Consider the following 18,791-nt stretch of genomic DNA (forward strand, 5'->3'; position numbering starts at 1 on the left):
CGGCGCGTTCTGAGTCTTTCGGGCGCGCAGACGCGCGCACCCACCCCCGGCCCCTCCCTTTCAGGGAGGGGAGTTTGATTGGGCGCTTCACGGCCGCCGGATGAGCGTGCGCGCGGCGGGGTGGCGGCGGTCGGGGGGGAAGTTGATCCGCTCGGCTTCGATCACCAGCGGCACGTTGCGGGTGCGCTCGGCGAGCATGCGGACCTGTTCGCCGATCAGGCCGAGGAAGAGCAGCAGCACCGCGAACATCGCGAAGCCGGTGGCGAAACCGAGCAGCGCCAGCGCCGGGCCGCCAAAGAAAGCCGCGACCGCCGTTGCCGCACCGAGCAGCAGCGCGATTCCGGCGACGAGGAAGGAGAGCAGGATCGGCATACGCAGCAGCGACTTGGCCGAGCCGGCGAGCCCCGACAGCGCGAACGAGAAGAGCGCTGCGGCGTCGTTCTTGCTGGTGCCTGCGGCGCGCTCGGGCCGGTCGAAGGGGAGGATGGCGAGGCGGAAGCCGCTTTCGACGAGCATGCCGCGGAAGAAGGGCTCGGGCTCGTTCCACGCGGCGAGTGTGTCGACTACTTCGCGGTCGAACAGGCCGAAGCCGGTCGCGCCGGGGATCACCGGGTAGTCGCCATAGCGGCGGAGAAAGGCGTAGCCGAGCCCGCGGGCAGCACTCAGCAGCGGCGAGGTGCGCTCTGAACGCCGCTGGCCGAGCACCACCTGTGCGCCCGCGCGCCATTGCGCAACGAACGCGCCGATCATCGCCGGCGGGTCCTGAAAGTCGGCGCACATGCCGATCACCGCCGCCCCCTCGGCCTGGTAGATGCCATAGGTCGGCGAGCGCATCTGGCCGTAGTTGCGGTTGTTGAAGATCGCGCGGATGCGCGGATCCTCGGCGCAGAGCGCGCGCATCAGATCGCGCGTCGCGTCGGTCGAGTTGTTGTCGATCAGCAGGATCTCGTGCGAGCGGACATGCTGCGCTGCTTCTGCGGTGACCGCGGCGCAGATCGCGCGGACATTCTCCTGTTCGTTGAAACAGGGAATGACGATCGAGAGCTCCGGGGACAGCTCTGGTTTCATGGCGCGCTCTTGCGCAAGCGCAGGTCGATGCCGGTCGCCGGCGCGTAGATTTCGGTGAACAGCGCCAGCGCGATCAGCAAGGCGAGCAGCGCCACGGCGGGGACGTTGAACTTCCGGTCGGAATCCAACCGTGGCGCTTCGATCAGTTGGACGTCGGACGCGGTTTCGGCGGCGAGCGTCTCGACTGCGACTTCCTCAGAAGAGCGCGCGTAGACTTCGTACAGCGCCTGGGCGAAGCGATAGTCGCGATAGAGGTTGAGATACTCGCCGGAGACTTCGGACATGCCAGCGACGTTGGGGCCGGCGACGCCGGCGCTCGGGCTCGCGGTCCTAGCGATCTGGCCGCGCAGCGAACCGACTTCGGACTGGACGGCTTGGAGCTGTGGATTCTCCTCGCCCTGAAAGCGCTGGAGCGTCTGAAGCTCGACCAGCTTGGCCTGGAGCTGCGCCTCGAGCCCGGCGCGCAGCGACAGCGCCGAACCGAGCTGGGCCTCGGGCTCGGCGAGCCGGTTGCGGCGGCGGAAGTCGTTGAGTGCGGTCTCGCTGGCCACCACGCGGCCGGCGGCTTCCTTGAAGCGCTGCTGGACGACGTCGCGCTTGCGGCGGACGCGGTCGCGGCCGAGCGCGATGATCCGGTCGCTGATCGCCAGGACGTAGGCGCGGGTGATCGCCTCGGCCCGGGCGCCGTCGTGCATGCGCGTCTCGACTTCGACGATGCCGCCGGTGAGCGAGTGGATGTCGACCTTGTTGGTCAGCGTGACGCGCGCCTTGTGCTGGCTGGCATAGGCGTCTGGCCCCGCCAGCTTGAGCTTCGCGATGACTGCGTCGGTGACTTCGGTGCCGCGCGAAATCGCGAGGTACATGTCGACCGGCTGCTTGGCGCCGCCGAACAAGGCGGCGAAGCCCTGGAGCTGGCCCCCTAGTGCGTTCATCATCGAGCCGAGGCCGATGCTGTTATTGTCCTGCGGGACGAGCTTGGCGCGGGCGACATAGGGCTGCGGGAAGACGCAGAGCAACGCGAGGACGGCGGCGAGGGCGGCATAGCCGATGCGCCGGGTGCGCGGATGGGTGACGAGCCTCATTGCGTGAGGTTCACGATCGACGCCGCGCCGATCACGCCGCCGAACAGGCTGGAGGTGATGTCGCGCAGCCGCGCCCAGAACTCGCCGCGATTGGCGTCGATGGGCACGTAGACGAGATCGCCGGGCAGCGCAGTCGCACGCAGCACGCGCTTGCCGTCGGCAAGAACGGTGCCGTTGGCGCGGACGACGAAGATTTCCTTCTTGTCGCCGAGCTTCTGCACGCCGCCCGCCGAGCGGACGAAGTCGCCGATCGTCGCACCGTCGCGATAGGCGAACGAGGCCGGGGTCGGCACCGCGCCGAATACGCCGACGGTCACCGGACGCGGCGGCACGTAGATCGTGTCGTTGTTCTCGAGGATCAGCGCGCCGGGGAGCGCCTGCGCAGTGACCGGCAAGTCGAAGACGAGGCGGCCATTGGGGCGGCGCTCGCGGAGCTGGTCGACGATCGAGCGGACTAAAGCGAGGTTGGCGGGCTGGACGAGCTCCGCGCGGTTGGCCGAGGTCACCGGCTGCGTGGTGAGCAGCAACTCTGCGTCCTCGACGGCGCGTTCGAAGCTCTGTTGCTGCTGCGCCTTGACGCTCTCGCGGGTGATCACGCTGGCATAGGGGAATGCCTGGCCGGTCAGACCGCCGGCCTGCGCGACGACATCGGCGAGGCGCGTGCCGGGCTGGAAATAATAGCGGCCGGGCTTGGCGACTTCGCCGCTGATCGTAACCAGTACCGATTGCTGCGCGAGTGGACGCGCGATGCCGACCTGCGAGAGTACGCGGACGATGTCGCCGCGGCGCGCTTTGCGGAGCCCCGCTTCGGCGGCGCTGAGTTCCTCCCAGCCCTTGCCCTCGCGGCCGAGCGAATCGAATACCATCAGCCGGCTGGCGTCGGCCACGGTGTTTACGCCGCCGGCATAGCGGACCGCGTCGCTGACGGTCTCGCCCGGCGCGACTTCGAAGATCGCCTCGCGGTTGACGCTGCCGATCACGGCGACCTGCTCGCCGGCCGGCGCGATATAGAGGACGTCGCCATTCTGGAGCACGGCGTCGCCGCTGCGGTCGCCCTTGAGCAGCAAATCGTAGAGATCGAAGTCCGAGACGAGCTTGCCGCCGCGGCGCAGCTGGATCGAGCGGAAGCTGCCGCCCGCCGCGGGGCCGCCCGAGGCGAGCACCGCGTTGACCAGGGTAGAGAGGCTGCCGACGGTGTACGAGCCGGGCGCTGCCGCGAAGCCGGTGACATAGACCGTGACGCCGTGCAGTCGGCCGACAGAGACTTCGAGCTGGAAGCCGCGATATTGCCGCGAGACCCGGCGCGCGATGACGTCGTGGACGTCGCCATAGCGAACGCCACCCACAGAGATCGCGCCAATGCGGGGAACGAAGATGCGTCCCTCGCTGTCGACCGTCAGCCGGACGCTGGACGCCTGAACCGAACCGGTAAGGCCCAGGAGCAATTCGTCTCCGGGATTGAGCCGATAATCGGGTGGCACGGTGGCGCTGGGACCGGCGGCGAAGTCGCGCGCGCCCGGAACGAGCAGGTCGGCCCCGAAGCGGTGCAGGGGGGTGCCAGCCGCGGCAGAGACGAAGGTCTCGAACTCGCTAGGACGCGTCGGCGGGGCGGGCTTGCCGGGCGCGTCCTGTGGTCGCTCGGCCGAACCGCGCGGGTCGATGGCCGGCACTTCGATCACCGTCGGCTGGTACGGCGCGGCTTCGGTCGGCGGGACCGCGACCTGCGCCGCGGCGGCGCGGCGGGCGAGCGGGTCGGTTTGCGGCTGCCCAGAGGAAACCGGCGGGGCGAGCTGCGCCGTCGCGGACATGGGCAGCACGGCGAGAATACAGCCGGCGAGAAGCGTGGATCGGGCAATCATGAGGTCAGGCATTCCAGTTCGACTAGGCCGGCGGCGGGGCCAAGCAGGACATTGGCCGCCTGTTCCCACAGCGCGTCGCTCGCAGCGGCGAGGACGCCGGTGCTGCGGCCGCCGACGCGATATGGCGCTCCGTCCCAATGGGTGATGTGGCCTCCCGCTTCGGTGAGGAACAAGGCGCCTGCGGCATGATCCCAGGGCAGGATGCGCTGGAACAAGGCCACATCGTCCTCCCCGAGCACGAGCCGCGGATAGCTCTCGGCGGCGCAGCGCGGGACGGGGACGACATCGAGATGCAGATCGGCGTGGGCGTGGGCACGCACACGCCGATCCGAGACGAGAAAATGGGTGCCAAGCGCTGCGCGAGGCCGCGCCGTGTCGGTCGGCCGGGAGCGGACGCGCGCGCCGTTGATCGTCGCGCCGAAGCCGCGTGCCGCATGACACAGCCGCCCGCTCAACGGATCGAGCATCCATCCGGCAATCGGATCGCCATCTTCGACGAGCGCAATCATCATGCCGAACGGTTGACGGCCCGCCGCGAAGTTCGCAGTGCCGTCGAGCGGGTCGATCAGCCAGACCAGTCCTTCGCCGACCCCGTCGAGCAACGCCGGGTCCATCTCGGCGGCTTCCTCGCCCAGGATCCGCGCGCCGAGCCCGAGTTTCGCCAGCCCGGCATGCAGGCGAAGCTCTGACTCGCGATCGACGACGGTAACGATCTCGCCCGCCGTCTTGATCGCGACTTCATGCGCCGCGAGCGTGCGGAACCGGGGCACCACCACCGTATCGGCGACGGTGCGCAACAGCGCGGAGACCTCTTCGTGTAACGGCATGCCGGCTCAGGCAGCCACGCTCGCCAGCCGGTTGACCGTGGCGCCGGTGCTGCGCTCCTGGATCATCCGGATGCGCGACAAATCCTCGTCGGCGATGGCGCGGTAATAATCACGCTTGTTCTCCAGCCAAGCGAGCTCGAACGCCACGGCGTTGGCGATTCCCGCCTCGAACAGTGGCGATTCCGCTGCCGAGCCGTCGAAGATCACTTTTCGCGTCTCGAACCGGTCGAGCCGCACGCTGCGGATCTCGCGGAGCGCCGCGCCCGCCTCGACTGCGACCGAGCCGCCGACGACCAGGGTCAGGTCGTTGGCCGCGCAGGCCTGCGCGACGCGGAGCACGGCGTCGGTGATCTGGCGGTCGTTGATCGCCTTGCGCGGCAGCCCGCGCGAAAGGGTGAAATCGACCCGGCCGAACACGATACCGTCGAGCTTCGCCTTGGCGATCGGCAGCATCGCGTCGAGATTGCGCAGCGTCGCCTCGGTCTCGAGATTGAACAGGAACTGCGAGCCTTGCGGGTTCTCGCCATAAGTCTTGGTCCGCGCCTCGACGAACTTGGTCAGCGCGTAGGGCGTCTCGATCATCGGGGCGATGACGTGATCGACGCCGTAGAGCTTCGAGGCGAGCAGGTCCGATACCGCCTCGCAGCCGCCGATCTTGAGCGCGACCTTGAGATCGGCACGGTGCGCGAGCTCGAGCAGGCGGAGAAATTCGTCGGGGCGAGTGCCCTCGGCTTCGAACTCCGCCTTGACCGCGACGACGCCGTAGCGGTCGCGACCCTTTTTGAGCATGTCGAGCATGCGGCGTTCCGTGGAATTCATCCTCGCCTCCCTGGCTGAAAAAGCATGTACTGGCGGGAAGTGAGACGGAGCTTGGCGAGGGTTCCCGCACAAATTCGGGAGTCGGAATTTTTTTGCTTTCGAGCTTACGGGTCGCTGCGATCGGCTCCGTCGAAACAATGATGCCCGGCCTGTTACCCCTCCATTTGGTCCTACTGCTCTCGTCCTCCCCGGACCTTGGGCCAGTGGTGCCGGGCATCACCCCTGAGCTCCCCGGCGGCCGCGACGCAGCGTTCCGCCCCGCACCCGCCGATCCCGCGCCGATGAAGGAACCGCCGATCGAGCCGGAGGCGCCTGCATCGTCCGGGATCCGCGCGGCGCTGCCCCGGCTCTCCTCGCATTTCGGACGCCGTGGCGATCCGTTCCGCCGGACGTCGGCGATGCATTACGGCATCGACATTCCGGGCCGGCTCGGCACGCCGGTGCTGGCATCGGCGCCCGGCGTGGTTCGCTTCGCCGGTAACGCGGGCAGCTATGGCGGGATGGTCGAGATCGCGCATGATGGCGCGGTCGATACGCGCTACGCTCATCTCTCGCGGATCCTGGTGCGGCCGGGTACGCGCGTCGAGCAGGGCCAGCCGGTCGCGCTGATGGGATCGACCGGGCGCTCGACCGGCAGCCACCTCCATTTCGAAGTACGCGTCGCCGGAACCGCAGTCGATCCGCTGCCTTATCTGGGCACGGCGACGTCGCCGACTGTCGCAAAGGCTTGGATCGCGTCCGACGCCCCCCATATCTCGGCCTTCGCCAAGGCGCGCGCCGATGGACAGCAGGGACGCGCTTTCTGAACCGCCATGGAATCTCGTTTGCAGCAGCAGGTCGGCTTTCGTATCCCCAACATCGCAGGCCGGGGCGGGCAAGCGCTCCGGTGCGCCCGGTGCCGCGCGCGATGAGTCCGGCCGACGAGATCAGCGGGCTGCAGCAGGTCATTCTCAACGAGCGCAGCCGGCTGCTTCGCTTCCTCGCGGCGCGCGGCATGGCCGATGATGCCGAGGATGCACTGCACGATTTGTGGCAGCGCGTCGCGGCGGCTCCGGCGCAGCCGATCGCCGATCCGCTATCCTATCTGTTCCGCGCCGCCGAAAATCTCGTCCGCGACCGCCGCCGCTCGAGCGTGAGCCGCGACCGCCGGCATCATGACTGGCACGAAACGCTGCCGGGCGAGGAGTCGGCGCTGGGCGAGCGCTCGCTGATCGCGCGCGAACGGCTGCGCGAGGTTCAGGCCGCGCTCGCGGCCCTGGGGCCGCGGGTGGAAACCGTGTTCCGCCGCTGCCGGCTCGACGGAGTGGGACAGGTGGCGATCGCGCATGAGTTGGGGGTCAGCCTGAGCTCTGTCGAGAAGGATTTGCAAAAGGCATATCGCGCGCTTGGGCAGCTCAGGGCGAAATTCGATGCGGAATGATCGCGCGGGCTCCGTCATAGGGACATGGCGATGAGCGAACAGGATCTGGAACTTCGGGAGGCGGGCCGGCTCTGGGCGATTCGCGTCCAGAATCCGGCGTTCGACGACTGGGACGGCTATACTGCGTGGCTGGAGCGCGATCCCGCGCATCTCGAAGCCTATGAGGCGGCGCTGGACGATGCGGACTGGGCGGAAGAATTGTACGCTGCAGCCCCTGCCGAAGTGGTCGCCGTGCCGCAGCCGCGCCGCAACTGGTGGCTTCCTGCCGGTGCGGTCGCGGCGGCAGCCATCGCCGCGGTCGGCGGCTGGTCGGTGCTGGATCGCGATGCGCCCGCGCAGCAGATCGCGACTGCGCCCGGCGAGCATCGCACGATCGACCTCGCAGACGGATCACGGCTGGCGCTGAACGGCGCAACGCGCGTGACGATCGATCCCGACACCCCGCGGCACGTGGTGCTGGAGCAGGGCGAAGCGCGGTTCGACGTGCGGCACGATGCCAGCGACCCCTTCGTCGTGCTGTCCGGCGGAACCCGGCTGGTCGATGCGGGCACGGTGTTCAACGTCGTGCAGGACCGCGACATGCTGGAAGTCGCGGTGGCCGAGGGCGCGGTGATCTACGAGCCCGGTCCCGGCGAAGTGCGGCTTGCGCCGGGCGACACGCTCAAGCGCGCGGGCAAGGGCGCCACCCCTGTGGTCGGCAAGGCGAACCCACAGGCGATCGGCAGCTGGGCGTCGGGCGAATTGCAGTATGACAATGCCTCGCTCGGTCAGGTGGCCCGCGACCTGAGCCGCAGCATTGGCCGGACGGTCCGGCCCGCGGCCGGCGCCGAACGCGTGACGGTGGGCGGCGGAACGCTGGTGCTGCGCGGTACGCCCGACGAGGTTCTGGCCCGCGCGGGACCGCTGCTCGGCGTGCGGTTCGTTGCCGACGGGGAAGGATGGACGATGTCCCCCACGCATGGTCCGCCCCGCTAGCCCGCTCATCCTCGCATCCATATTGGTGACGTCTCCCGCGATTGCGCAGGAGCGAGCGGCCGAAATCAACCTTGGCGCATCGCGCCTCGATACCGCGATCAAGCAGTTGAGCCGGCAGACCGGCGCCAGCATCGGCTTTCGCGAGTCCAGGCTGGCGGGGCTGCAGATCCGGCCGGTGCGCGGGCGTTTCACTGCATCGCAGGCGCTCGAGCGGATGCTGCTTGGCACCGACATCCGCGCCCGCCGCGTCGCGCCGGCGACCTATCTGGTCGAGCGCTTCACCAAGCCCGCCGTCGTCCGTCGCCCGCGTCCATCTCCGCCGGTCGTCCAGCCCGAGCGTGCGCCGCCGCCCGAGGAAATCGTGGTTACCGCGACCAAGCGCGACATTCCGCTTGGTTCGTATCCGGGCGGCGTTCAGATCGTCGATGGATCGGAACTCAGTGCGGCGGAGAGCCTGCGCGGCACCGAAGCGATCGAGGCGCGGATCGCCAGCGTCGCCTCAACGCATCTCGGCCCGGGACGGAACAAGCTGTTCATCCGCGGTATCGCCGATTCGAGCTTCGTCGGCCCGACCCAATCGACCGTCGGGCAATATTGGGGGAACAGCCGCATCACCTATAGCGCGCCGGACCCGAATTTACGGCTCTACGACGTCAAGAGCGTCGAAGTGCTGGAGGGGCCGCAGGGCACGCTGTACGGCGCCGGATCGCTGGGCGGGGTGGTGCGCGTCGTGCCGCGCTCGCCCGATCTCGCGAATTTCGAGGGATCGGCCTGGGGCGGGGTGCTCGCGGTCCAGCACGGCAAGCCGGGTGTGGATGGCGGCGCGATCCTCAACCTGCCGATCAAACAAGACGTGATCGGGCTTCGGATGCTCGCCTTCGGATCGGTCGAGGGCGGCTATATCGATGACGTCGCGCGCGGGCTTGAGGATGTGAACCGGGTCCGCACCTTCGGCGGGCGCGCCGGGCTGCGGATCGATCCGGGGGATGACTGGACAGTCGATCTCAATGCCGTCGGCCAGCGGATCGATGGCGACGACAGCCAATATGCGGAGCGCAGCATCGGCGAGCTCGACCGAGCAAGCGGGATCGCCCAGCCGTTCCGCAACGACTACTGGCTCGTCGACCTGGTCGCCCGCAAGAATTGGGGATCGCTCGAACTGACTTCGTCGCTCGGCTATGCCGGGCAATATGTGTTCGAGCGGTTCGAAGGCACCGAACTCACCGACTCGAACGATCCCGCAGTCCGGCCCACGGCAAGCGCCGCCGCCGCCGCGTATTCGCAGGCCAACCGCATCTCGATGATAACCGGCGAACTGCGCCTTGCCCGCCGCGGCGAGAACGGCACCGGCTGGCTGCTCGCTGCGAGCCTGTTGCACAATCGCACGCAGACCAACCGGCGCATGGACGTAGCGCCGTTCCGCACACCGCTGACCGGCGTCAATAATGGAGTCGAAGAGGCGACGATCTATGGCGAGGCAACAGTCGAGCCGGTCGATCGCTTCACGCTCACGCTTGGCGGGCGCCTGACGCACGCCAGCCTTTCGGGCAGCTCGGAGGACATTGCCGAAGCGGTCGCCTTCCGGATCGATCCAGGTGCGCGGGCATCGCGGTCCGAGACGCGCTTCCTCCCCTCCGTCGCGGCTGCCTATCGCGCCGCGGACCGGCTGACCTTGTTCGCGCGGTTCCAGCAGGGCTTCCGACCCGGCGGCATCGCCGTGCGCCGCGAGTTCATCCAGCGCTTCGCCGGCGACCGCGTATCGACTGCCGAGGCTGGTGCCCGCTATCGCAGCCCGGTGCTCGATCTGGCGCTCAGCGTATCGGCGACGCGCTGGACCGACATCCAGGCCGACCTGGTCGATGGCTTCGGCTTCCCCACCACCGCCAATGCCGGCGATGGGCGCGTCCTGTCGATCGGCATGGTCTCGCGCTGGCGTCCGGTCGCCGGGCTGGAGCTGGATGCGGCGCTGTACCTCAACAACAGCAAAGTCACCGAACGCGCCTTCGTCACCCTGCCGGTGGAAGACGCGGTGGCGGCGGCGGAAGTCGAGCGCCTCCCCAACGTCGCCGATGCGACCGGCAGGATCGGCGCCGCCTATACCCACACGCTGCGCGACGGTCTCGAACTCACTGCCAACGGCTATGCGCGCTATGTCGGCAAATCGACGCTCGGCATCGGGCCGCTGCTCGGGCGATTGCAGGGCGACTATGTCGATACCGGCATCGAAGTCCGCGTCGGCGAGGCCCGGCGCGGGATTAGCCTGTCGATCACCAATCTGCTCGACTCGCGTGGCAACCGCTTCGCGCTCGGCTCGCCTTTCCTGATCCGCGACCGCGACCAGACCACGCCGTTGCGGCCGCGCAGCGTTCGGCTGGGCTTCGACCTCAGTTTCTAGCGGTTTCCTGGCGACAAGGCTCGGCGTCGTCGTCACGATGCGCTCCGTTCCGACATGCGGGGTGGGCGCTTGAACGACTTGATCGCAGGCGATGAGGGCATCGATCCGCGCACGATGCTCGGCGATTTCGAGACCTCGCTATGGCTGCCCCGCTTTCGCGAGGGACAATGGGGTGAATGGTCGCTGCGCATGCTCCCCGCGACCGCTGCGCGCGGCTATTGGGGGCGGGGCTACCGGACCACAGGCGCTGTGATGCTGATGGGGCCGTTCGCCGGAAACGCGGCGGCATGGATGTCGATCGTGCCGATGGAGATCGAGAGCCAGGAAATCGGCATCGCCGCGGCACACGGCCATACCGTTGTGCTCGGCCTCGGCATGGGCTGGTGCGCCGCCAATGTCGCGTGCAACCCGGCGGTGGAACGCGTGACGGTGGTCGAGCGCGACGCCGACGTCATCGCGCTGGTCGCGGCGCTCGGCGTGTTCGATCAGCTGCCGGCCGTGGCGCGCGCGAAGATCGAAGTCGTTCGGGACGATGCGCTGCGCTGGCGGCCCGGCGAACGCGTCGACAGCCTGCAGGCGGACATTTGGGCCAGGTTCGTCACCCCGCGCAAATGGGACGATCTGCGGCGGATGCAGGACAATATCGGCGCGGCGACGATCTATTTCTGGGGACAGGAGCTCGAGCTGTGGCGGCTCGCCTGCCGCGCGCAGGGGCGCGTGCCGCCGGCGTTTGACGGCGCCGAACTGTCGGCGCTGGTCGCATCGACGGGACTGCCGCTGATCATTGATGGCCGTCCAGACTATGCTTTGCGCATCGCCGAGGCGGCCCGCTGGTGGACGCCGCAGGAGGACGGCTGGTGGAACGCCGAGTGACGTAGCGGCGAACGCGTCACGAAAATAATTCACGCCTTCTGTCCGGTCTGTGCCGCGGTTCCCGTCCTTCCTTTCGACAACGGGGATGGGCGGCGGCCGCTAGCGGCCTTCGACATGCCGTGCAGGGGCGCCCCGGCGTCCGCCGCCCGGCCATTTCCCGCACCGTCGTAGAGCAACGAAGAGGGGAAATATCATGACCGCCAACCGCAACACCCGTGCCGCAATTCGCGGATTTGCCACTGTCTCGATGGGCGCGATCGCGCTGGTGCTCGCCACCGGCGAGGCACAGGCTCAGAACGTCCAGTGCCGCGATGCCGGCAACAATCCCGTCGGCACGCTCCAGCCCGGATCGGACGACAATGCCATTTGCGGAAACGCCACCGTCAACGGCGATTCGAACGTCGCGATCGGCAATCAGTCCACTACGCAAGGGCCTGGCAACACCGCGGTGTTCGGTTCGGTGGCGATCGGCTACTCGGCGGATGCGACCTCGGGCACATCCGTGGCGATCGGCGCGGTTGCCGAAGCGACGGGTTCGAGCTCGACTGCATTGGGCTTCGGCGCACGTGCCGCTGGCACCGAATCTCTTTCTCTCGGCCTTGTTGCGCAGGCATTCGGCAATCAATCGATCACCATCGGGGCGTCCACCGTCGCCAATGACACGTCGGCCGTCGCGATCGGACGCGGCGCCAATGCGACCGGCGCCTTCTCGATCGTGATGGGAGACGGGGCCGCCTCGATCCTGGGCGACAGCATCGTCATGGGGCGTAACGCAGCGGGCACCAACTATGGCTCGATCGCCATCGGCTATGCCTCGGAAGCAGGCGACCAGTCGCTGTCGGTGGGTTTCATTTCGTCGGCCACCGGAGACAACGCATCGGCATTCGGCCTCGCGGCGACTGCGAGTGCGGACTACAGCACTGCGCTAGGCACGCAGGCACAATCGACCGGTGACTCGTCGGTCGCATTGGGCTTCGGCGCGGTCAGCGCCGGCGCCAATTCGCTCGCGCTGGGCGCCAATTCGAGCGCTGCGGATATCGACTCGGTCGCGCTGGGCAGCGCCGCACAGGCGCTGGGCTTCAATTCGACCACGGTCGGCGCGGGATCGCGTGCCGCACAATCGGGCACTGCATTCGGCAATATCTCGAATGCCAATGCATTCGGCAGCCTCGCAGTGGGCCTCGCCGCCTACAGCGCCAACCAATATGACGTTGCGTTGGGCTTCACTTCGGCGGCGACGGGCGGGCGTTCGGTTGCGCTGGGCCTGAGCGCTACGGCATCGGGCATCCAGTCGGTCGCGATCGGCAGCCAGGGCAGTGCCCCCGGTGACGTGGTGACCACCGCTTCGGGCGCACGCAGCTTCGCAGCCGGCGCGAACGCGTTGGCAGCGGGAGCGAACAGCGTTGCACTCGGCACCGGCGCGTCGGTTTCGGTCAACGATGCCGTGGCGTTGGGCAGCGGTTCGGTGGCGGACCGTGCGAATAGCGTGTCGGTCGGCGCGGTGGGCGCCGAGCGCCAAGTCACCAATGTCGCTGCGGGCACGGTGGCGACCGATGCGGTCAACCTCGCCCAGCTCAATGCCGTTGGGGCGACTGCCAACACTGCGCTCGCCAATGCCGCGACCGCGCAGTCGACTGCGAACAATGCCCTGGCGGCGGCGACTGCCGGCGGCGCTACTGCCGATCAGGCGCTACTCGCCGCCACTGGCGCGCAGGGGACCGCAAACACGGCGGTCGCCAATGCAGCAACGGCGCAAGGCTCGGCCAACACCGCGCTCGCAAACGCCGCGACTGCGCAGGGCACTGCCGACACTGCGCTCTCGGCCGCCAACACCGCATCCGCCAACGGCGCCTATTTCCGCGCGAACATGACCGGTCCGGGACCGCAGGCGACGGGCACCCAGTCGATCGCGATGGGCGCCAATTCGGTGGCGTCGGGTCCATCTTCGGTGGCGATCGGCGATGGCGCGCGCGCGGTTGCGGGCCAATCGGTTTCGATCGGCGCAGGCAACGCCGCCAGCGGCAACGGCGCGGTGGCGATCGGCGATCCCAATACTGCCACCGGCCAGGGCGCAGTCGCGATGGGCCGCAACAACACCGCTACCGGGCAGGGCGCAGTCGCACTGGGTAACCAGAGCACCGCCAACGGGGCCTCGGCGGTAGCGATGGGCGATGGCGCCAATGCCGGCGCGGCGGGCAGCGTCGCGATCGGCCAGGGCGCGGTTGCCACGCGCGCGGGACAGGTGTCGCTGGGTTCGACCGGTTCGACCTATACCATGTCGGGGATCAACTCAGCGGCGAGCCGCGCGGCGCAGCAAGGCGCGCTCAGCCTGGTCACCAGTGACGCCGCGGGCAACCTAGCGACGACGGTGGTCGACCTGACCGAGCTCAGCACGCTTGGGAACCGCATGACGCTGGCCGAGGGGCGGATCGACACTGGGATGCGCCGCGCCAATGGCGGCATCGCCGCGGCGATGGCGCTGGGCGGCACGACGATCCCCGGCGACATGAACGTCGCAGTGTCGTTCAACTTGTCCACCTATCGCGGCGAGCAGGGCTATTCGGGCGCCGCGGTTGCCAAGGTCAGCGACCATGTCTGGGTCAGCGGCGGGTTTGCGGGCTCGACGGTCAAGGGGTCGGCTGGCGGCCGGGTCGGCATGACCTTCGGCTGGTAAGCGGTTGGGCGGTCGTGCGCCTCAGGTGCGCGGCCGCCGTCCCGTCGCCAGGCGGCGTGCTTCGGCATGGCGTTCGGCGCGGTCGAGCAGGGCTTCGAGATCCTCGCGGCTGACGTCGAAGGTCTCGCCCGATTCCTCCAATGCCGCGTCGATGTCTACCATCAGCAGGCGCGGGCGATCGGCGATCTTCATCGGCCGGTGCGGGTAGCTGTGGCCCGAGATGCGATGGAAGGCGATGCCGATCGCCGTCAGCGCGATGGCGTTGAGCCCGATCGGCAGCAGCGCGAAGCCATAGCCCTGCGCGAGCACTGCGGGGGCCAGCACCGGCAGCAGCACGGTGCCGCCGCCCGGGGGATGGAGGCAGCGCAGCACCGACATCGCCAGGATCGCCGTGCCGACCGCGACACCCGCGGCAAGCGCACCATGTCCGAGCAAATGCGCGACCACCAAGCCAACCAGCGCCGCGACGACGTTGCCGCCGACGATCGGCCATGGCTGGGCGAGGGGGCTGGAGGGCACCGCGAACAGCAGCACCGCCGACGCGCCGAGCGGCGCCGCGAGCAGCAGGCCGTGGCTGGGCATCACCAGCGTAGAGATCGCCGCGCACAGACCGATGCCGATCACCGCACCGGCACCGGCGATGCTGCGTTCGCGCCAGTTCGCGCCTGCCAGGAGCAGCGCGAAACGCCGGTCCAGAAGGCGCATGCCTATTTGCGCTGCCAGGCCCGGTCGCCGCCGACCCAGGTCTCGATCACCTTGGTGGCGCGCAGGTCGCCGGGCGAGGCGAGCAGCGGATCGCGGTCGAGGATCAGGAAGTCGGCGCGCATGCCTACCGCGATCCTCCCGATCTTGTCCTCGGCAAAACCGGCATAGGCTGCGCCGGTGGTGAAGCCGGCCCAGCCCTGTTCGCGCGTCACTGCCTCTTGCGCGCGCCACCCGCCAAACGGCTGGCCATTCGCATCCTGCCGCGTGAAGCTGACGGCCCAGCCGGCCCAGGGATCGGGGCTCTCGACCGGGAAGTCCGACCCGAAGGCGATCCGCGAACCGTTCTGCAGCATCGAGCGCCAGGCATAGGCGCCGTCCAGCCGCGCTTCGCCCAGCCGTGCTTCGGCCATGTGCATGTCGCTGGTCTGGTGCACGGGCTGCATCGACGCGATCGTGCCGAACTTGCCGAAGCGCGGCAGGTCCTTGGGATCGACGATCTGGGCATGCTCGATGCGCCAGCGGCGATCGCCCTTATAGGTGTCGGACAGCACTTCTATCGCGTCGAGCACCTGCTGGTTGCCGCGGTCGCCGATCGCGTGGACGGCAATCTGGAAGCCGTCCATCGAGCCGCGGATCATGTTGTTGAGCAATTGGTCGTCGGTGAGGAAGGGCAGACCCTTGTTGCCCGGCGCGTCGGCATAGTCGGCCTTGAGCCATGCGCCGCGCGAACCAAGCGCGCCATCGTCGTACAGCTTGATACCGCCCATTCGCAGCTTGTCGGCATAGAGCCATGGCGTCGGGCCCTGGCCGGCGACCGCCAGCGCGGTATCGACGCCGCTGGCATAGCTCAGGATACGAACTTTAAGCAGGCCGAGGTCGCCCATCCGGCGATAAGTCAGCCAGTCCTGCTGCGTCGTGCCCATGTCCGCCGCGGCGGTGATGCCGAGCGAAAGCAGCCGCTCCTGCGCGGCGAGGAAGGCCGCATTCTGTTCGCGCGGGGTAGGGACGGGGATCGCTTTGGTTACGAAGTCCATCGCAGCGTCCACCAGCACGCCCGCTGGCTTGCCCCCGGCGGCGCGCTCGATGCGGCCGCCATTGGGGTCCTTGGTCGCGGCGGTAATGTTGCCGGCAGATATCGCGCGGCTATTGGCCCAGCCGGCATGGCCATCGACTCGCTCGAGCCAGACCGGACGGTCGCCGACTGCCGCGTCGAGCTCTGCGGCAGTGGGAAAGCGGCCGAGCTTCCAGCGCTCCTGATTCCAGCCGCCGCCGAGAATCCATTTGGTCGGGTTGGCCGCGGCATAGCTGCGGATCTTCGCCAGTGCCTCGTCGAGCGAATTGGTTTCGGAGAGATCGAGGCGGAGGAGCTGTGCGCCCAGGCCGATGACATGGCCATGGCCGTCGATCATGCCCGGCACCATCGTCTTGCCGCCCATGTCGATCTTCCAATCGACCTTTTTGGGGCGCCGCTCGCCGGTCTTGAGCACATAGGTGATCTTGCCGTCGCGGTTCATCATCAGGCCGGTGAAGCGGACCACCTGTCCCTTCTCGTCGAGCGTCATTCCGTTGACGTTGTCGATCAGGGCGTCGGCGCGGGCGGCGACGGGCGCGGCCAGAGCGAGGAACGGGGCCAGCAGGCGCGCGAGCAGGTGCAGCTTTGGCATAGGCGATTGCGCATAGGGCCTGTTCCCCCGCCGCGCCAGATGGTCTAGGCCGGCCACATCATGGCTACCAAAGCAGCATCGGCGAACGCGCCGCTTCCCGTATCGATCGAAGACGTCCGCACGGCTGCCTCGCGGATTATGGGCTCGGTCGTGCGGACGCCGACGCTGGTGAGTAAGACGCTGTCGGATCTGACCGGCGCGACGGTCTATCTCAAGTTCGAGAACCTGCAGTTCACGGCGGCGTACAAGGAGCGCGGGGCGCTCAACACCCTGCTCCAGCTCGACGATGCCGCGCGCGCCAAGGGCGTGATCGCGGCGTCGGCCGGCAATCATGCGCAGGGGCTCGCCTATCACGCGACGCGGCTCGGCATCCCCAGCACGATCGTGATGCCGCTCAACACGCCCACGGTGAAGATCACCCAGACCGAAGGCCATGGCGCCAACGTCATCCTCCATGGCGAGACCTTCGACGCCGCTTACGCGCATTCGCGCGAGCTGGAAGCCGAGCGCGGCTTCACCTTCGTCCACCCGTTCGACGATCCGCGCGTGATTGCAGGGCAGGGCACCGCGGCGCTCGAGATGCTCGAGGATGTGCCGCAGATCGACACGCTGGTCATTCCGATCGGCGGCGGCGGGTTGATCTCGGGCAGCGCCGTGGTCGCCAAGTCCGAAGGCCGTATGCTCGACGTGGTCGGCGTCGAGGCCGAGTTGTATCCGTCGATGTACAACCGCATCCATGGCACCGCGATGCCGTGCGCGGGCGATACGCTGGCCGAGGGTATTGCCGTCAAGGAGCCCGGCGGGATCACGTCGAAGATGGTCGAGGCGCTGGTCGACGACATCGTCCTGGTCAGCGAGCGCCGGCTGGAAGAGGCCGTCAGCCTGCTGCTCCAGATCGAGAAAACCGTGGTCGAGGGCGCTGGCGCCGCGGGACTTGCGGCGCTGATGGCCGAACCTGGGAGGTTCCGCGGCAAGACGGTCGGCACGATCCTGTGCGGTGGCAATATCGATACGCGCCTGCTCGCCAACGTTCTGCTGCGCGACCTCGCCCGTTCGGGACGGCTGGCGCGGCTGCGCATCCGGCTGCAGGACCGCCCGGGGGCGTTGTTCCACGTCGCGCGCATCTTCCACGAACAGGGCGTCAACATCATCGAAGTGTATCACCAGCGCGTGTTCACGACGCTGCCGGCCAAGGGCCTGATCACTGACATCGAATGCGAGACGCGCGACCGCGACCATCTCGACCGGCTGATGACGGCGCTGCGCCGCGCGCAATATGAAGTGAGCCAGGTCGAACTGGCCTGAGCGCCCGCTAACCTGTGACGAAGTGAATCTATGACGCGGCAAGACGAGTCGCGGCGGGATTCACGCGCGATTTCAACACCGATATACTGATTTTCGCGGCACGGTCCGCGCGTGCTGGCGAGCTATGCTGGGCAACGCAGCATGGTTAACGTTCGCTGCGGGCGTGCCAGGGCGGAACGGCGCAAGCCCTTGGTTTCCTTCGCTTGCTCCAATCCCTAATCGTTAACTCTCTTTCTTGGTAAAGCGGCTTTTCATCATCGGTTTCCCGCTTCATAGTCCTTGCAACAGGTCCGGTGGTAGCGGGCCGATGCAAAGGCTTGAACGGTGACTGCACTCTCCCGTTTCCCGCGGTTCTTCGTGACCAGCCCGTCGCCTTGCCCCTATCTGCCGGGGCGGCAGGAGCGGAAGATCTTCACCGAGCTGACCGGCCAGCACGCCGGCGAGCTCAACGACGCACTCGGCCGGATCGGCTTTCGCCGCAGCCAGTCGGTCGCCTATCGCCCGAGCTGCGCGGGCTGCACGGCCTGCGTTTCGGTCCGCGTGGTCGCCGACGAGTTCAAGCCCAATTCCAGCCAGCGCAAGCTGCTCAAGCGTAATTCCGATCTCGAAGTCACCGCGTGCAAGCCCTGGGCGACCGAGGAGCAGTTCGAACTGCTCCACCGCTATCTGAAGTCGCGCCATCCGGGCGGCGGCATGGCAGCGATGGACGAGAACGACTATGCCGACATGGTCGAGCAGTCGCCGGTCAGTTCTTATGTCATCGAATATCGCGAGCCTTCGGTCGATGGCGTGCGCGGCCGGCTGGTCGGCGCGTGCATCACCGATCAGCAGGCCGACGGCCTGTCGATGATCTACAGTTTCTTCGAGGCGGATAGCGAAGAGCGACCGGGTCTCGGCAACTTCATTATCATGGACCACATCATGCGCGCGCGCGCGGCGAGCCTGCCATATGTGTATCTGGGCTATTGGGTGAAGGGCAGCGAGCGGATGGCGTACAAGACGCGCTATCGCCCGATCGAAGTGCTCGGCCCCAATGGCTGGTCGCTGCTCACCGACGAGGACATGGCAGTCTCGATGCCGGTCCCGGCGCGGGTGTCCGAACTGGCCTGAGCCGCTCCTCGGAGC

15 protein-coding genes are annotated in these 18,791 nt (G+C 68.1%); 8 read left to right on the forward strand and 7 right to left on the reverse strand.

Annotation, left to right across the window (positions count from 1 at the left end; translation table 11 throughout):
• Nucleotides 1-87: 87 nt before the first annotated feature.
• From BXU08_RS18205 to BXU08_RS18225, 5 genes are read right to left on the reverse strand one after another with little or no spacing between them, the layout of a single operon-like run.
• Nucleotides 88-1,068 carry a glycosyltransferase family 2 protein gene (locus BXU08_RS18205; protein ID WP_077511416.1) on the reverse strand — a complete coding sequence of 327 codons (981 nt, stop codon included), beginning with the start codon at nt 1,066-1,068 and terminating at the stop codon, nt 88-90.
• Nucleotides 1,065-2,150 carry a capsule biosynthesis protein gene (locus BXU08_RS18210; RefSeq protein WP_077511418.1) on the reverse strand — a complete coding sequence of 362 codons (1,086 nt, stop codon included), beginning with the start codon at nt 2,148-2,150 and terminating at the stop codon, nt 1,065-1,067. Before BXU08_RS18210 ends, BXU08_RS18205 begins: the two co-directional genes overlap by 4 nt.
• Nucleotides 2,147-4,009 (reverse strand): SLBB domain-containing protein, encoded by a 1,863-nt coding sequence (locus BXU08_RS18215; RefSeq protein ID WP_253190435.1) that lies wholly within the window; start codon nt 4,007-4,009, stop codon nt 2,147-2,149. The genes BXU08_RS18210 and BXU08_RS18215 overlap by 4 nt, the downstream gene beginning before the upstream one ends.
• The gene (locus tag BXU08_RS18220; protein WP_077511422.1) at nt 4,006-4,836 is read right to left on the reverse strand and encodes an inositol monophosphatase family protein; all 831 of its coding nucleotides are present in this window, start codon (nt 4,834-4,836) and stop codon (nt 4,006-4,008) included. Before BXU08_RS18220 ends, BXU08_RS18215 begins: the two co-directional genes overlap by 4 nt.
• A gap of 6 nt (nt 4,837-4,842) precedes the next feature.
• Complete coding sequence (locus BXU08_RS18225) at nt 4,843-5,655, reverse strand: aldolase/citrate lyase family protein (protein ID WP_171982571.1); 813 nt, start codon at nt 5,653-5,655, stop codon at nt 4,843-4,845.
• A 206-nt stretch (nt 5,656-5,861) separates the two neighbouring features.
• Here BXU08_RS18225 and BXU08_RS18230 point away from each other — a divergent pair, with 206 nt between their 5' ends.
• From BXU08_RS18230 to BXU08_RS18255, 6 genes are all read left to right on the forward strand, one after another.
• The gene (locus BXU08_RS18230) at nt 5,862-6,461 is read left to right on the forward strand and encodes a M23 family metallopeptidase (protein WP_253190436.1); all 600 of its coding nucleotides are present in this window, start codon (nt 5,862-5,864) and stop codon (nt 6,459-6,461) included.
• Between the two features lie 101 nt (nt 6,462-6,562).
• Complete coding sequence (locus BXU08_RS18235; protein ID WP_077512610.1) at nt 6,563-7,075, forward strand: RNA polymerase sigma factor; 513 nt, start codon at nt 6,563-6,565, stop codon at nt 7,073-7,075.
• A 30-nt stretch (nt 7,076-7,105) separates the two neighbouring features.
• The gene (locus tag BXU08_RS18240; protein ID WP_150125573.1) at nt 7,106-8,050 is read left to right on the forward strand and encodes a FecR family protein; all 945 of its coding nucleotides are present in this window, start codon (nt 7,106-7,108) and stop codon (nt 8,048-8,050) included.
• Complete coding sequence (locus BXU08_RS18245) at nt 8,034-10,445, forward strand: TonB-dependent receptor (protein ID WP_253190437.1); 2,412 nt, start codon at nt 8,034-8,036, stop codon at nt 10,443-10,445. The genes BXU08_RS18240 and BXU08_RS18245 overlap by 17 nt, the downstream gene beginning before the upstream one ends.
• A 69-nt stretch (nt 10,446-10,514) precedes the next feature.
• A complete protein-coding gene (locus BXU08_RS18250) occupies nt 10,515-11,318 on the forward strand; it encodes a hypothetical protein (RefSeq protein WP_077511428.1) in 804 nt (267 codons plus the stop codon).
• 193 nt (nt 11,319-11,511) lie between these two features.
• Nucleotides 11,512-13,992 carry a hypothetical protein gene (locus tag BXU08_RS18255; RefSeq protein WP_077511430.1) on the forward strand — a complete coding sequence of 827 codons (2,481 nt, stop codon included), beginning with the start codon at nt 11,512-11,514 and terminating at the stop codon, nt 13,990-13,992.
• A gap of 21 nt (nt 13,993-14,013) precedes the next feature.
• On the opposite strand, the gene BXU08_RS18260 is transcribed toward BXU08_RS18255, so the two are convergent.
• Both BXU08_RS18260 and BXU08_RS18265 read right to left on the reverse strand, forming a co-directional pair.
• Nucleotides 14,014-14,697, reverse strand: a complete 684-nt coding sequence (locus BXU08_RS18260; protein ID WP_077511432.1) for an HPP family protein — start codon at nt 14,695-14,697, stop codon at nt 14,014-14,016.
• Between the two features lie 2 nt (nt 14,698-14,699).
• Nucleotides 14,700-16,361, reverse strand: a complete 1,662-nt coding sequence (locus BXU08_RS18265) for an amidohydrolase (protein ID WP_077511434.1) — start codon at nt 16,359-16,361, stop codon at nt 14,700-14,702.
• Nucleotides 16,362-16,421: 60 nt separating this feature from the next.
• Here BXU08_RS18265 and BXU08_RS18270 point away from each other — a divergent pair, with 60 nt between their 5' ends.
• Both BXU08_RS18270 and BXU08_RS18275 read left to right on the forward strand, forming a co-directional pair.
• A complete protein-coding gene (locus BXU08_RS18270) occupies nt 16,422-17,666 on the forward strand; it encodes a threonine ammonia-lyase (RefSeq protein WP_077511436.1) in 1,245 nt (414 codons plus the stop codon).
• A gap of 324 nt (nt 17,667-17,990) precedes the next feature.
• The gene (locus tag BXU08_RS18275) at nt 17,991-18,776 is read left to right on the forward strand and encodes an arginyltransferase (RefSeq protein WP_077511438.1); all 786 of its coding nucleotides are present in this window, start codon (nt 17,991-17,993) and stop codon (nt 18,774-18,776) included.
• Nucleotides 18,777-18,791 lie beyond the last annotated feature (15 nt).

It is taken from the genome of Sphingomonas sp. LM7, assembly GCF_002002925.1.
In the GTDB taxonomy this organism is placed as follows: domain Bacteria; phylum Pseudomonadota; class Alphaproteobacteria; order Sphingomonadales; family Sphingomonadaceae; genus Sphingomonas.